Origin of the sequence: Bacillus sp. A260, from assembly GCF_009861435.1 — a bacterium.
GTDB classification, from domain to species: Bacteria; Bacillota; Bacilli; order Bacillales; family Bacillaceae_G; genus Bacillus_A; species Bacillus_A cereus.
In genome coordinates this window covers 784,986-799,204 of record NZ_CP046398.1, presented here as the reverse complement: position 1 = coordinate 799,204, position 14,219 = coordinate 784,986, and the positions used below count along the sequence as shown (strand labels likewise).

The following is a 14,219-nucleotide window of genomic DNA, read 5'->3' as shown; positions in this document are numbered from 1 at the left end:
GTTTTTCCCCTTTATATTCTCTCTATTTCTTTAATGTAAATCCGAATTTATCCCATGCTTGTAAATAGTCTAGTAAGAAAATCTCTTCTTCTACAATTCGACCAACTACATTTGTTTTTCCTGTATTCACCATATCTTTTAATGCAATTTGTAATTCGCCTTTATACTGACCATATTGTTCATTATCAATTAATAAATCCCCACGCTTAATTTCACGCGTATTATGAGGTTTAAACTCTTCTTTTTTATATTTCACACGACTTTGTGTAGAACGAATCATATATTCAGATACATCTCCGCGATAAAAATGTGGTTCGTTTAATACGATAATTCTTTCTAGTTCTGTCGTTGTATCATATATTTCTATATCAAATGTTTGTTTCTCTTTATTTAATGCACCTAGTGCTTGTAATTCTTCTTCTGACGCATATGCGTTTGCAATAATAACATCATCAATTAATTCCGTCGCGAATAAATGTTTCGCCTGTGTTGTCATCGGTAATTCACGATGCTGCTCTAATGTACATAACCCTTCTGTTACTGGCCAAGGTCCATATGTTGCATCAAATGATGAAATAAAAGCAGCCGTTCTCATACCGTAATCTTTAAATTGTTTCGAGCATTTAATGAAATGATCGTATGATAACCCTGAATAACGATGCGGATAAAAATTATGACAACCAATTAAATTTTCACGATTTGGTCTATGACTCATAATGTTATCTACATACTTCGTACCATTGCTCATATTAATCTCAATTTTCAAACCATACGGATTATAAGTCATAATTGATTCTTCTAATCCTGAAAAACCAACATCTAAACGAATACCGTACGCACCCAATTCATGGAAGAATGATAAATCATTATACGAAATACCTAATTGTTCAAAAACAGATGGACTAATATCCACTAATACTTGGAACCCTAATGCATTCGCATGTGAGATCGTTTCTTTAAATTCTTCAATAATTTTCTCTTTTTCTCCATCCACAGATAATAAACATGTGAACACACGTGTAAACCCATATTTACTTGCTAATGTTAAATACTCCTTATCTTTCTCTACTGTTGAATGTTCTGGATAAATAGAAATACCTAATCGTCTCATATGTACACGCCTCTTTCTTCATCATATTGTAAACCTTTTCAAATATATGTAGTGAAAAAGTATATATCCCCTTCTTGTTCACTACTCCTTTGAATCCGCTTTCTTTAAAGAAAAAACAATTTCTATCATTCTTAACACCTACAAGTCTATACATCTATACTTTACATCTTTTTTTCATAGTTGTGTAGCCTTTACACAAATTTGTCAGTTTTTCACCTTAAAAATTGTTATCCGTTTTCAAGACACCTTCCTTGACTGTTGCATTGGCCAATACATATACTCGAAAGAAAAGAGAAAATTTTATATAGGGGATGAATATATGGGAGAAGCAATACTCGTAAAACGAGAACCGTTATGGACAAAAGAGTTTGTTGCTTTAATTTTTGCAAACTTATGTATGTTTTTAGGGTTTCAAATGTTAATTCCAACCTTACCTGTTTATGTGAAAGAAATTGGTGGCACAAGTTCAAATATCGGATTTGTTGTCGGCATGTTTACCGTTGCGGCACTTTTTGTTAGACCGCTAACTGGGAACGCCTTGCAAAAATTCAATAAAAAAATCATTTTAATGATCGGTACTGCTATCTGTTTACTCGCTATGGGCAGTTACCTTTTCGCCTCAACTATTTTTCTCTTGCTTGCTGTTCGTATTTTGCACGGAGCTGGTTTCGGTATTACAACGACTACATATGGAACTGTCGTTTCTGATTTAATTCCCTCAGCTCGCCGCGGAGAAGGCATGGGATATTTTGGTCTTTCTGGAACACTTGCAATGGCCCTCGGTCCACTTATCGGACTATGGCTTATGCAAACATATAACTTCACAATTCTTTTTTTATGTGCATTATCGTGCACAATTGTTTCATTAATATTAACGAAACTACTTCAAATCCAAAAAACGAAACAGCCTCCACAACAATCATCTAGTACTTTTCTCGATGGATTTATTGAGCGTAAAGCTTTACTTCCTTCATTATTAATATTATGTATTACATTAATGTACGGAGGAATCGGAAGTTTTATCACACTATTTGCTACAGAAGTCGGCATAGCTGATATTAGTCTCTTCTTTTTATGTAACGCACTAGCAATCGCTGTGACTCGTCCATTCTCTGGAAAGCTATATGATGCGAAAGGCCATACATTCGTCATCATTCCGGGAGTTATTATAACGTTTACAGGTATTATTTTATTGTCGTATACGACGACAATTCCGAGCTTAATTATTGCTGCAGCATGTTACGGAAGTGGTTTTGGAGCGATCCAACCTGCACTACAAGCATGGATGATTGACCGCGTAGCACCGCATCGACGCGGCGTAGCAACTGCTACATTCTTCTCCGCATTTGACCTTGGAATCGGCGCTGGAGCGATTATCTTTGGATTTATTGCTCACTTTACAAACTATGCAACTGTATATCGTTACTCCTCTCTATTACTTATTGCTTTTCTCTTCATTTACATTACAAGCATAAGAAAACAAAAGCATGGCGATAAAAACACGGAAAAAGCTGCTGGATAATTCAGTGGCTTTTTTATCATGTTAAAAGAATTGTTTTCCCTCATTTTGCTGTTCTAAAACTACATGCATTTCCCTACATATTTTTTTAACGTTCATCAAAAAATATACGATGAACTTGCAGACGCTTTCCTTGATATTCGACTGAACAACATTATTCTAAAAAGTGTGATTTCTTTACAAAATTAAGATTTATACAAGATAAAAACCAATGAAATGCAGTTGTTTCTTTAAGGGATTGTAAACTTTTATTCCCTTTGTAAATTTAGTGTAAATTTTACTAGCAAACCGTTTACAGTGACTCAAGGTTCAGTTAATAATTACATCGTACATGAAATTTAAGGAGTGGAATGCGTGGAATATAATGTTCAAGATATGATCTTCCAGTTCATTGGTGGATTAGGTATTTTCTTATTCGGGATTAAATACATGGGCGATGGACTGCAACAAGCAGCTGGAGATCGTCTTCGCGATATTCTAGATCGTTTTACAACAAACCCACTTATGGGTGTACTAGCAGGTATGTTAGTTACTGTATTAATCCAATCCAGTTCAGGAACAACCGCTTTAACAGTCGGACTTGTAAGTGCCGGATTTATGACATTAAGACAAGCAATCGGTGTTATTATGGGTGCAAACATCGGTACGACAGTTACTGCATTTATTATCGGAATTAAAATCGGAGAATATGCTCTCCCAGTTATGGCAGTTGGAGCAATCTTACTATTCTTCTTTAAAAATAAAAAAGTACATTCTGTAGGTCAAGTTGTATTCGGTTTTGGTATGTTATTCTTCGGTTTAGAATTAATGAGCGCAGGTATGAAACCTCTTCGTTCTTTAGAATCATTCCAAGAATTAACAGTGAGCATGAGTGATAATCCAATTTTAGGAATTGTTGTCGGTACAGTCTTTACTTTAATTGTACAAAGTTCAAGTGCAACAATCGGTATTTTACAAGAACTATTCGGTCAAGGTGCAATCGATTTACAAGCAGCTCTTCCTGTATTATTCGGTGATAACATCGGTACAACAATTACAGCTGTATTAGCAGCAATCGGTACTTCAATTGCAGCAAGACGTGCAGCATTAGTTCACGTTATCTTTAATATTATCGGTACAATTATCTTTACAATTTTATTAATACCATTTACAAGTTTAATTCAATATTTCCAAACATCATTAAACTTGAATCCAGAAATGACTATTGCATTTGCACACGGAACATTTAACGTAACAAATACAATCATTCAATTCCCGTTCATTGCAGTGTTAGCATGGATCGTAACAAAAATTATTCGTGGTGAAGATGCAGCGATTGACTTCAAACCACAACATTTAAATCCAATCTTTATTGAACAATCTCCAGCCATCGCTTTAACTGAAGCTCAAAAAGAGATTATCCGTATGGCTGAGTTCTCATTACATGGATTAAAAGAAGCAAATCAATTTTTAAATACACAAGACAAAAAACACGCAAACATGGCTACTCAATTAGAAGGAGCTATTAACAATTTAGATAAAAAAATTACCGAGTATTTAGTTTTACTATCAGAAAAGCCACTTTCACCTACGGATTCTGAAAAACATTCTGTTTTAGCAGGTGTTGTTGGAGATATTGAACGTGTCGGTGATCATGTAGAAAACCTTGTAGAACTTGTAGATTTCCAAATTTCAAACCGTGTTTCACTATCAGATGAAGCATTAGCTGAATTAAACGAAATGCTTGAGTTAACAATTTCAACACTGCAAGACTCAGTTGAAGCTTTAACAAACTTCGATACTGAACTAGCTCAAACTGTTATTGCCAAAGAACGCAAAATCGACCAAATGGAACGTGTTCTTCGTAAACGTCACGTATTACGTCTAAACGAACGCAGCTGTTCAGGTGATGCAAGTATCATCTTCGTCGATATGGTAAGTAACTTAGAGCGCATTGGCGATCACGCTGTAAATATCGCTGACGGTGTTTTAGGTGAACAAGGAAAAATCAATCTAAAACAATCATTATAATAAGAAAGAGACGCTAACTTAAGCGTCTCTTTTTTCATTATATTTTAACAACTGTTCTTCCTTTTAACTTTCCTTGCAATATAAGTGCAAACTTCTTCTCTAATTCTTCTAATGTACATTCTTCTGTATAAGATAGTAACTCTTTATTTCCCCATTCTTTCGCTAAAAGCGTCCAAACATCTCTTCTCACATCTACTGGGCATTGCACGGAATCTATCCCTAAAAGGCTTATACCTCGTAAAATAAACGGATATACCGTTGTTTGTAGTTCCTGGCCTGCCACATTACCGCATGTCGTTACACAACCACCATACTTTACTGTTTTTAAAGCTGTTTCTAGCATATGTCCACCTACAGTATCGATAACTCCCGCGTATATCCCTTTTAACATCGGTCTTCCTGATTCATCATTCAATTCCGCGCGATGAATCACCTTTTTCGCTCCTAGACGTAGTAGCATATCTTCCTCTTCCATTTTTCCTGTCGCTCCTACTACGTTAAACCCTAGCTTACTTAATATACTAACAGCTACACTCCCTACGCCGCCTGTAGCACCCGTTACTAAAACATCTCCCATACTAGGCTTGACTCCTGCTCCAATAAGCTTATATACCGACAAAGCCGCAGTAAAACCTGCTGTCCCATACATCATACTTTCCTTTAATGACATTCCTTCCGGTAAAGGCACGACCCAAGATGATGGCACGCGAATATATTCTCCGAAACCACCAGAGGTATTCATACCTAAGTCATATCCCGTTACAATAACTTGATCTCCTGCTTTAATGGTAGCATCTTCACTACTCACAACCACTCCTGCAGCATCAATTCCTGGCGTATGAGGATATGTTCTCGTAACACCCTTATTACCAGTAGCTGAAAGAGCATCTTTATAATTTAATGAAGAATAATGAACTTGTATGAATACGTCTCCCTCAGGTAAACTACTTACTTCTCTCTCAACAACTTTTCTTACAAACTGATGATTTTCCTTTTCGTTCACAACGATTGCTCGGAATGATGTATGATTCATTATGCTCTCTCCTTTATCCGTCAAATTCTTCTTTATTATATAGAAGAAATAAGTAAGCTTACTCATCTCTTCTTGGCTATATTTCAACAAATCTTACTTCTCTATCACTTTCTCACAATATATATTTTCATTTCTACTAAAACAACTTATACTTATTCTACATCTCAAAAATATAATATAGAAAATCTGACTTTTTATAAATATATTGAATTTTTACGAAATGTAAATGTTTTGTAATGTTTTTTTTCGCTAAATTTCATTATAATAAGTGGATATGAGTGTCGTATTTCAATCCAAATGAAGGAGTACAGGAAATGGAGCAAAACCCATCTTTGCAAGAAAATACACGCAATAAACCGAAAAAAAATAAGAAAAAAATAAAAATTATTATAAGCGCTATACTATTCGTTTTATTAATAGGCGGCGGTTATACTTGGTTTTTAGTAAATAAAGCATCTTCTGCTGTTCGAAATGCCGCACACGATTTAGCACGCGGTGATAAATCTGATTTACGTGATAAGGCTGTAAAACCTATTACAAACAATGTCTCTGTTTTAATAATGGGTGTTGATGAAAGCGATGTCCGTGGAAAAGAATATGGTGAAGCTATAAGAACAGACGCGCTTTTACTTGCAACATTTAATAAAGATAGCAAAACTGTTAAACTATTAAGTATCCCACGTGACACATATACTTATATTCCAATAGAAAAGAAAAAAGATAAAATTACACACGCTCATGCATTCGGTTCTGCTAAAAACGGAAAAAATGGTGGACCACAAGCAAGCATTGATGCAGTTGAAAAATTAATGAATGTTCCTGTCGATTATTTTGTAAAATTCAACTTTAAATCATTTATAAAAATCGTCGATGACTTGGGCGGTGTTGAAGTTGATGTACCAGTTGAATTTACTGAGCAAGATAGCAATGATAATGCTGAGGCTATTCACCTAGAAAAAGGTGTTCAAAAGCTAAATGGCGAAGAAGCTCTTGCTCTTGCTAGAACAAGACACATCGATAGTGATGCAATGCGTGGACAACGTCAACAACTCGTTATCGAGGCTATTTTAAAGAAACTAACTAGTGTTGGTTCTGTAACAAAAGTTGGCAACATCATTGATGATATTAACGGCCAATTCGTTACAAACTTAACATTTGATGATATGCTTTCATTCTATAAATATGGATCGGATTCGGAAATTGAGAAATTACAAATCCAAGGTGATGATTGCTATATGGCAAAAGGTGACGATACTTGTAGCAAATCTGCTGGTGGTGGTCGAACTTACTACTACAATCCAGATAAAAAAGAATTAGCTAATGTTACAAATGAACTTCGTACTCATCTTGGACTACCTGCATATACAAAGTTTGACTCAGACTCTGATTCGAAAAAGACAAAAGAATCTAAGTCTGAAAATTCAAGTGAACGCGAATCAAGTAACCATGAAGTGAAAAATAAGAACAAAAATAGCAGTGAAGATACAGAAACATCGTCTAACGACAATGAATAGTAAAGAAGCCGTACTCTATGGAGGTAGAGTACGGCTTCTTTTTATTTCTTCAGAATTAAAAATCAGAACTTTCTAACTATCTTTTTTAATATTTTTAAATTATAATAAATAGTAGCAATCTATTCCAATTATCAGGGGGCTCATACATATGAAAGCTGCAGTAAAACATAACATCTCAGATTTTAAAGACTACTTAAAATCCAACGATATATACATGGAAGAAAATATAGATGAAAATGATGGCTCTGTTCATTTTTCAGTAGGATTAGAGACTGAAGCTGGCGCAAAAATTCAACTTATCGCTGCTTTCCAAAACGAACATCCTACGGTGGATATATACTGCTTCAATGTTGCTCACGTACCTGATGCAACATCAACAAATGATATTTTACATGTCATCAATGAATTAAATACATCTTATCGCTTTGCAAAATTCACATTAAATAAGCAAAATGCAATTGATATTTCAACATCTCTTGCATTCTCAGAACCAAACTTTAATCCAGCACTTGTCTTTGAACATACGAGAATGCTATATAAATTAGCGAATGACGAATATAAAAACTTAATGAAAGTTATTTGGGCATAAATAAAAGGATGGGCTGCAAGCAGCCCATCCTTTTATTTCGATATCATATCAATCCACATCTTAATAGCAGTGCCGACAATTAAAATCGATAACATATATTGTAGTACTTTTTGATTTATCCTCTTCCCGACTCGCGCTCCAAGTGGCGCAGCAAATATACTTGCAACCGCAATAATTAGAGCTGGAATGATAACTACTTGTCCAGTAATCACTTTTCCAGTCGTAATCCCTACTGAGGAAATAAACGTAATAGCGATAGATGTCGCTATCGTCATGCGCAATGGTAATTTTAAAATAACTAGCATAATAGGAACTAAAAGAAACGCACCTCCAGCTCCAATAATGCCCGAAACACCTCCTACAATAAACGCTAACACACTTGCTAACCATTTATTATACTTAACTGCTCCACTATTATTTTTCTTCGGTACAAACATCATCATAGCTGCAATGGTCGCCAATACTGTATAAACAACATTTACAGCGTGTTCATCTAATAGATTTGCACTAAAACTTCCTATAAAACTTCCTATTAATATACTAGCTCCCATATACATAACTAACGTTTTATTCATGTCATTACTTTTCCGGTATGCCCACGCGCCTGCAAAAGTTGCAAAGAATACTTGTACCGCTGTAATACCGCTCACTTCATGTGACGTATAGCCAGTAAATCCTAGCAATACTGGAATGTATAAGATCATCGGATAATTAATAATCGCGCCACCAATCCCAACCATTCCTGATATAAATGATCCTATAAACCCAATTATAAAAAGTAATACGACTAAGCTCATCTTACATCCCCCGCCTTCTAAAAAGAAGGTGATTTAAATGAATAAGTTTACATTCCCATCCGAAGCATCTGCTAAATATGCCCCTACACCTGCAAACTCTACGCCTTCCATAATCTCTTCCTCTTTTAACCCTAATAAATCTACTGTCATTTGACAAGCTACAAGTTTAATCCCCTGTTCTTTTGCCAAATCAATTAAATCTGGCAAAGGCATTGCATTATGTTTTTTCATAATGCCTTTAATCATCTTTGGTCCCATACCAGCAAAATTCATTTTGGATAACCCCATCTTATCAGCACCGCGTGGCATCATTCTTCCAAATACTTTTTCTATAAATGTTTTCTTTACATTCACATATTCATCTTTCCTTAAAGCATTTAATCCCCAGAAAGTATGAAAAATAGTTACCTCTTGATCATACGCCGCTGCGCCATTTGCAATAATATAAGCAGCCATTGCTTTATCGTAATCTCCGCTAAATAAAACGATTGTTGTTTTCTTCTGTTGTTCCATATTGTTCTCCCTCCAATTACCTATAGGGGTATTTTTATTTATAAAAATTGTTTCTCCCTATTCTACTTTTCCTTCCCAAGCTAACATACCACCTACCACATTGATTACTTGAAAACCGTAACTTTCTAAAAATTGAACAGCTCTTGCACTTCTCCCGCCTGAACGACAAACGATAATATATTCCTGATTTTTATTTAATTCATGCATACGAAACTCTAATAGTCCTAGTGGAATATTACATGCTTCTGGAATTTTCCCTTCAGCTACTTCTTCTACTTCACGTACATCCACAATATTTACCGCTTCTTTACGCAACAATTTTTCTTCTAATTCTTTTGTAGTCATTTCTTTCATTTTAAATTTCCTCCTCACAAACCATTCATACCACCTGAAACGTTTATTACTTGCTGAAACCCTAGTTTTTTCAATACCTTTGCTGCTTGCTTACTTCTCATTCCACTTTGGCAAATAACGATTACTTCCTTATTCTTATCTAATTGATTCGCCTTACTTGCTAGATCATTTAGGGGGATATTTTGAAAGCCTTTCATATGATTCCCTCTATATTCACCTACTGTACGGACATCAATAAAATACTTCCCCTTTTTCCCCACTATACTTTTCAATTCTTTGCCATTTATATTTTGAACACCTTTCACTGGTAAAAATCGTGAAATAACAAACCATGCAGCAAGTACAATGAAAAGCGTACTTAATATTGTGTTCATATAACCAACCTCTCTATATTTACAAAACTATTGCTTCACTACGCCTTCCTAATCCAAAACTTCAGCACATCGCCTTCTTCTTCAAGCTTTACGATGTCATGGCCACATTTATTTGCCCACGCTGGAATATCCTTAACTGACCCTTTATCCGTTACATGTATTTCTAACACTTCTCCAGTTTGCAAAGTATCCATTGCTCTCTTTGTTCTTACAATCGGCATTGGACATGCTAAACCTTTCGCATCTAACACTTGTTTTATATTCATCATCAATTCCTCCATTTTTTATTTATTTCATTATTCGTGCACTGCACAACGATTTGGACCAATCTCCATTTCACGCTCTTTATCCACACTTGGGTGAATTTTACCCATATTGGTTTGACGAATTTCTTCATATGCATTTGGCTGAGGTGGTAAGTTTTCTGTTACAACTTTACGGAACTCTCCCTCATCCTCAATATTTAATCCTGCATTATGCTCAAATAAATCTTTTAATTTTGCACTAACAATACCACTTTCGTTCATTTCACTTATTTTTGAATAATGAGCCGGTAACACAACTAAATTTTGAGATAGCTCTTTATATCGGCTATACAAAGTATTACGTAAATCACTCACCCAATCTTCAGCCTTACCAGCAAGATCAGGACGCCCAATTGAATCTACAAATAAAATATCGCCTGATAATAAATAAGAATCATCTACAATGAATGACGTACTTCCAATCGTATGCCCTGGTGAGTATAACGCGTCAATTTCAATTTTAGTACCCCCCACCGTAATAACAGATCCTTCAACGAGCGGTTCGTATGAGAAAACGACTTCCTCCGCATCTTTTGGCGGTAACCAATACGTACCCCCTACTTTTTCCGCTAACTTACGTCCTCCAGAAATATGGTCTGCATGTAAATGTGTATCCATTACATTCTTAATCGTAACGCCATGCTCTTTCGCAAACTCTTCATATGCCTCGGCTGTCCTTACCGCATCAATAACTGCTGCTTCACCGTTTGAAACGACCATATAAGATAAACAGCCTTTTCCTAGGCGGTTAAACTGATACATACTTCCGCCATTTTTTAAATCTCCAACTTTTATAGGCTTTACATATTCACTCCAAGCTTTCATGCCACCAGCTAAATAATAAATATTTTGTAATCCCGCCTCTGTTAATTGCTCTGCCACAAATATAGAAGACCCTTCTTTTGCACATACTACTAAAACATCTTTATCTTTAGGTAATTCACTTACAATATGATCTACACCATCTAACAAGTCAAAGTAAGGTTTATTAATAGAAGAAACTTGTTTCCCTTCAATTTTCCAATCTTCATAATCCGTCTCATTACGAACATCTAAAATGAATAACTCTCCGAATAAAACTTTCTCTGCCACATCTTTTGCTTGTAACGGTTTAACATTCATTTTATTACCCCCATAGGTATATTTTCTTTCAAAAAAATTTACTTCTCTATATTCCCTTTCCACTCTAACATGCCTGGGATGACATTTTTCACATTTGCATAACCTTTCTCTTTCAACATGTGGCAAGCTACATCACTACGGTTACCAGTTCGACAAATAACATAAATTTGCTTCATCTTATCTAATACTGCACTGTCTAATTCACCTAATGGCACCGAAATGGCGGATGGAATATGGCCAAAAGCAAATTCCGCTGCTTCGCGAACATCTAATACAATGCTCTCTTCTCCATGAGACAATATAGACTGTAATTCTGCATTCGTAATTGTATGTGGATATTTCACAACTTCATTCACTTCATGCTCGTTTGCTTTCCTAACATAATGCACCAATACATCACCCTCGTGTTTCGTCCCGATATATTGATGTCCTACTTTACTCGCCCAACTTTTTATATCTACCGTAGATCCTTTATCTGTTGCCTTAACTTCAATCACTTGCCCTGGTGCCAATCCTTCTATCGCCTTCTTCGTTTTCACAATAGGCATCGGACAAGCCAAACCTTTACAATCTAAACTCATATCCACTTTTATACTCATAATCGATTCCTCCACAATTCATATACAAATACCTGTAGGGGTATATTAAAACGTTTTTGAAAATCTGTCAACACTTACGTTTGACAGATTATCGGCTTTTTACAAGTAATTGAACAGCTTCTTTAATTAACTCTTCATTTGAACCATTACCACTTTCAAACTGTTCACGCAAACACTGCTCTAAATTCGTTCCAACAACGAGTCCAATTGTACGATCAAGTGCAGAACGAGATGCTGTTAACTGTGTAATAACTTCTCGGCAATCTTTTCCTTCTTCCATCATACGAAGCACACCACGAACTTGACCTTCAATACGTTTCAATCTATTTTTCATATCTTGATTATATTCCATTCTATAATCACCTCATTACCATTATGTCACCATTTATAACCTATGACAATATATTATACCCTATAGGGTATTTTGTAAACCCCTATTTTTAATTTTTGTCTTATATGTTCGCGAAACAAAAATTAAAACCTTAATCTATAGGTTTTCATCTTTCACTAAATCTTGAAGTAGAAGATGAAAAATATCAATATACAACACGTTCTGGCAATACTGTCCCATACAATTTAAAACCACCATCTACATTCTTTACCTTATATCCTTTTTCCATTAACATACGCGCTGCAACATACCCTCTCATACCAAGTTGGCAAGTGATATATATTTCTTTTTCCATTGGCACTTCATCCAATCGATCACGTAATTCATCTAACGGAATATTAATAGAGCCTTCAATCATTCCCTGTTTTAGTTCGTTAGGCTCTCGAACATCAATAAGGTACCCACCATTTTCAACAATGTGATCTATTTCATGCCATTGCACTGTGTCCACAAAACCATCTACTATATTACTTGCGGCATACCCCACCATGTTTACTGGATCTTTTGCAGAAGAATACGGCGGGGCATATGATAATTCTAAATCTGGTAAATCGATTACAGTTAAATTTGCCTTCATTGCCGTTGCAATAACATCGATACGCTTATCTACTCCATCACGCCCTAAAGCCTGTGCTCCGTAAATTTTTCCGCTTTCTTTATTAAAGATTAATTTTATTAGCACTGGCGTAGCATTCGGATAGTATCCCGCATGAGAATTTGCCTGTACATGTACTACCTCATAGGGTATATTTAATCGTTTTAATATTTTCTCATTTACTCCAGTCGAAGCAACTGTTAAATCAAAAACTTTAGCCACAGAAGTTCCCATCGTACCTTTATATAAAGAATCTGTATGCCCATGAATAATATCTGCTAACATGCGACCTTGACGATTAGCTGGCCACGCTAAAGGAATCATCGTTTCTGTTTCTGTAACAAAATCTTTCACTTCAATCGCATCACCAATTGCATATACATATGGGTCAGATGTTTGAAATTTCTTATTTACCTTTATCGTTCCTTTAACTCCTAATGCTAATCCTGCATCTTTCGCTAAACTACTCTCTGGTTGTACACCAATTGCTAAAATAATCATATCTGTTTTTATAACTGAGCCACTTTTTAAACGTACAACAGTCCCATTCTCTTCTAACGCATCTACACCATCTTCAAAAACAAGCTCAACATTGTGCACCTTCATATGCTCATGTACATATGCCGCCATTTCGTAATCAATTGGTGGCATCACTTGATTTGCCATCTCTACAAGAGTAACCTCAATCCCGCGTTCTCTTAAATTCTCAACCATTTCCACTCCAATAAATCCTCCACCAATAACCGTCACATGACGTGGTTTCTTCTCATCAATATACGCTTTTATACGATCTGTATCAGGTACATTTCGTAACGTAAACAACGCCTTCGCTTCTTCAATGCCCGGAATAGGTGGAACAATTGGTTTCGCCCCTGGTGAAAGAATCAAAACATCATATTCCTCGTTATATGTTTCATCTGTAGTTACATTCTTTATCGTAATTGTTTTCTCTTCTTTATTAATCTTTACAACTTCACTCAATACACGTATATCTAAATTAAAACGTTTTGACATCCTTTCAACAGTTTGTACTAATAACTTTTGTCTTTCTGTAATGACACCGCCAATATAATATGGCAATCCACAGTTTGCGAACGAAATGTATTCACCGCGTTCAAACATAATAATTTCATCTTCCTCACTTAAACGACGAAGCCTTGCAGCTACTGATGCCCCGCCAGCAACTCCGCCTACTACAACAATTTTTCTAGACATATGTCAAACCTCCATACTATTTATTATTTAATTCCCTCATATATCACACATATAAAACCTATACCTGTACGGGTATATAATAAATTATAAAAAATTTAATTTCAATCAATATGTCTTTCACAAATTTGAAACAAAAAAAGAACTTAGATATTTCCAAGTTCTTTACGAATGAATCAAT

Annotated in this window: 15 protein-coding genes; 4 read left to right on the top strand and 11 right to left on the bottom strand. The window is 35.5% G+C overall.

Annotated features, from left to right (window positions below):
* Window positions 1-22: 22 nt before the first annotated feature.
* Entirely contained in the window at window positions 23-1,111 is a 1,089-nt protein-coding gene (locus GD442_RS04095; protein ID WP_001253349.1) for a DUF871 domain-containing protein, read from the bottom strand.
* A 319-nt stretch (window positions 1,112-1,430) separates the two neighbouring features.
* On the opposite strand from GD442_RS04095, the gene GD442_RS04090 reads away from it, so the two are divergent.
* Window positions 1,431-2,633: an MFS transporter gene (locus GD442_RS04090; protein WP_000503245.1), complete on the top strand. Its 1,203-nt coding sequence runs from the start codon at window positions 1,431-1,433 to the stop codon at window positions 2,631-2,633.
* A gap of 351 nt (window positions 2,634-2,984) precedes the next feature.
* On the top strand, window positions 2,985-4,640 hold the full coding sequence (locus GD442_RS04085) for a Na/Pi cotransporter family protein (protein WP_000456278.1): 1,656 nt from the start codon (window positions 2,985-2,987) through the stop codon (window positions 4,638-4,640).
* Window positions 4,641-4,677: 37 nt separating this feature from the next.
* Here GD442_RS04085 and GD442_RS04080 read toward each other — a convergent pair whose 3' ends face one another.
* Window positions 4,678-5,673, bottom strand: a complete 996-nt coding sequence (locus GD442_RS04080; protein WP_001016960.1) for a YhdH/YhfP family quinone oxidoreductase — start codon at window positions 5,671-5,673, stop codon at window positions 4,678-4,680.
* A gap of 314 nt (window positions 5,674-5,987) precedes the next feature.
* Here GD442_RS04080 and GD442_RS04075 point away from each other — a divergent pair, with 314 nt between their 5' ends.
* Together GD442_RS04075 and GD442_RS04070 are read left to right on the top strand one after the other, a co-directional pair.
* Window positions 5,988-7,187: an LCP family protein gene (locus GD442_RS04075; RefSeq protein ID WP_048655907.1), complete on the top strand. Its 1,200-nt coding sequence runs from the start codon at window positions 5,988-5,990 to the stop codon at window positions 7,185-7,187.
* A 148-nt stretch (window positions 7,188-7,335) separates the two neighbouring features.
* A complete protein-coding gene (locus tag GD442_RS04070; protein WP_000642362.1) occupies window positions 7,336-7,776 on the top strand; it encodes a hypothetical protein in 441 nt (146 codons plus the stop codon).
* A gap of 32 nt (window positions 7,777-7,808) precedes the next feature.
* Here the strand turns inward: GD442_RS04070 and GD442_RS04065 are convergent, their stop codons facing one another.
* The 9 genes from GD442_RS04065 to cdr all read right to left on the bottom strand — a co-directional run bounded on the left by GD442_RS04065 (window position 7,809) and on the right by cdr (window position 14,041).
* Window positions 7,809-8,573 carry a sulfite exporter TauE/SafE family protein gene (locus GD442_RS04065; RefSeq protein WP_048655908.1) on the bottom strand — a complete coding sequence of 255 codons (765 nt, stop codon included), beginning with the start codon at window positions 8,571-8,573 and terminating at the stop codon, window positions 7,809-7,811.
* 33 nt (window positions 8,574-8,606) lie between these two features.
* Window positions 8,607-9,086 (bottom strand): DsrE/DsrF/DrsH-like family protein, encoded by a 480-nt coding sequence (locus GD442_RS04060; protein WP_000437746.1) that lies wholly within the window; start codon window positions 9,084-9,086, stop codon window positions 8,607-8,609.
* Window positions 9,087-9,143: 57 nt separating this feature from the next.
* Entirely contained in the window at window positions 9,144-9,440 is a 297-nt protein-coding gene (locus GD442_RS04055) for a rhodanese-like domain-containing protein (RefSeq protein ID WP_000661810.1), read from the bottom strand.
* 14 nt (window positions 9,441-9,454) lie between these two features.
* Window positions 9,455-9,814 carry a rhodanese-like domain-containing protein gene (locus tag GD442_RS04050; protein WP_001092318.1) on the bottom strand — a complete coding sequence of 120 codons (360 nt, stop codon included), beginning with the start codon at window positions 9,812-9,814 and terminating at the stop codon, window positions 9,455-9,457.
* Between the two features lie 38 nt (window positions 9,815-9,852).
* A complete protein-coding gene (locus GD442_RS04045; RefSeq protein WP_002182462.1) occupies window positions 9,853-10,083 on the bottom strand; it encodes a sulfurtransferase TusA family protein in 231 nt (76 codons plus the stop codon).
* A gap of 27 nt (window positions 10,084-10,110) precedes the next feature.
* Window positions 10,111-11,241, bottom strand: coding sequence for an MBL fold metallo-hydrolase (locus GD442_RS04040; protein ID WP_048655909.1), 1,131 nt, complete (start codon window positions 11,239-11,241; stop codon window positions 10,111-10,113).
* 38 nt (window positions 11,242-11,279) lie between these two features.
* Window positions 11,280-11,840, bottom strand: a complete 561-nt coding sequence (locus GD442_RS04035; RefSeq protein WP_000023951.1) for a sulfurtransferase TusA family protein — start codon at window positions 11,838-11,840, stop codon at window positions 11,280-11,282.
* 88 nt (window positions 11,841-11,928) lie between these two features.
* On the bottom strand, window positions 11,929-12,192 hold the full coding sequence (locus tag GD442_RS04030; protein ID WP_000456206.1) for a metal-sensitive transcriptional regulator: 264 nt from the start codon (window positions 12,190-12,192) through the stop codon (window positions 11,929-11,931).
* A 184-nt stretch (window positions 12,193-12,376) separates the two neighbouring features.
* Entirely contained in the window at window positions 12,377-14,041 is a 1,665-nt protein-coding gene (gene cdr, locus GD442_RS04025; RefSeq protein ID WP_078187585.1) for a CoA-disulfide reductase, read from the bottom strand.
* Window positions 14,042-14,219 lie beyond the last annotated feature (178 nt).

Coding starts and splice junctions, on each gene's coding strand:
- GD442_RS04030 (WP_000456206.1), bottom strand. CDS start 12,192: ATGGAATATAATCAAGATATGAAAAATAGATTGAAACGTATTGAAGGT.
- cdr (WP_078187585.1), bottom strand. CDS start 14,041: ATGTCTAGAAAAATTGTTGTAGTAGGCGGAGTTGCTGGCGGGGCATCA.
- GD442_RS04070 (WP_000642362.1), top strand. CDS start 7,336: ATGAAAGCTGCAGTAAAACATAACATCTCAGATTTTAAAGACTACTTA.
- GD442_RS04035 (WP_000023951.1), bottom strand. CDS start 11,840: ATGAGTATAAAAGTGGATATGAGTTTAGATTGTAAAGGTTTGGCTTGT.
- GD442_RS04095 (WP_001253349.1), bottom strand. CDS start 1,111: ATGAGACGATTAGGTATTTCTATTTATCCAGAACATTCAACAGTAGAG.
- GD442_RS04040 (WP_048655909.1), bottom strand. CDS start 11,241: ATGAATGTTAAACCGTTACAAGCAAAAGATGTGGCAGAGAAAGTTTTA.
- GD442_RS04050 (WP_001092318.1), bottom strand. CDS start 9,814: ATGAACACAATATTAAGTACGCTTTTCATTGTACTTGCTGCATGGTTT.
- GD442_RS04060 (WP_000437746.1), bottom strand. CDS start 9,086: ATGGAACAACAGAAGAAAACAACAATCGTTTTATTTAGCGGAGATTAC.
- GD442_RS04080 (WP_001016960.1), bottom strand. CDS start 5,673: ATGAATCATACATCATTCCGAGCAATCGTTGTGAACGAAAAGGAAAAT.
- GD442_RS04090 (WP_000503245.1), top strand. CDS start 1,431: ATGGGAGAAGCAATACTCGTAAAACGAGAACCGTTATGGACAAAAGAG.
- GD442_RS04045 (WP_002182462.1), bottom strand. CDS start 10,083: ATGATGAATATAAAACAAGTGTTAGATGCGAAAGGTTTAGCATGTCCA.
- GD442_RS04065 (WP_048655908.1), bottom strand. CDS start 8,573: ATGAGCTTAGTCGTATTACTTTTTATAATTGGGTTTATAGGATCATTT.
- GD442_RS04075 (WP_048655907.1), top strand. CDS start 5,988: ATGGAGCAAAACCCATCTTTGCAAGAAAATACACGCAATAAACCGAAA.
- GD442_RS04055 (WP_000661810.1), bottom strand. CDS start 9,440: ATGAAAGAAATGACTACAAAAGAATTAGAAGAAAAATTGTTGCGTAAA.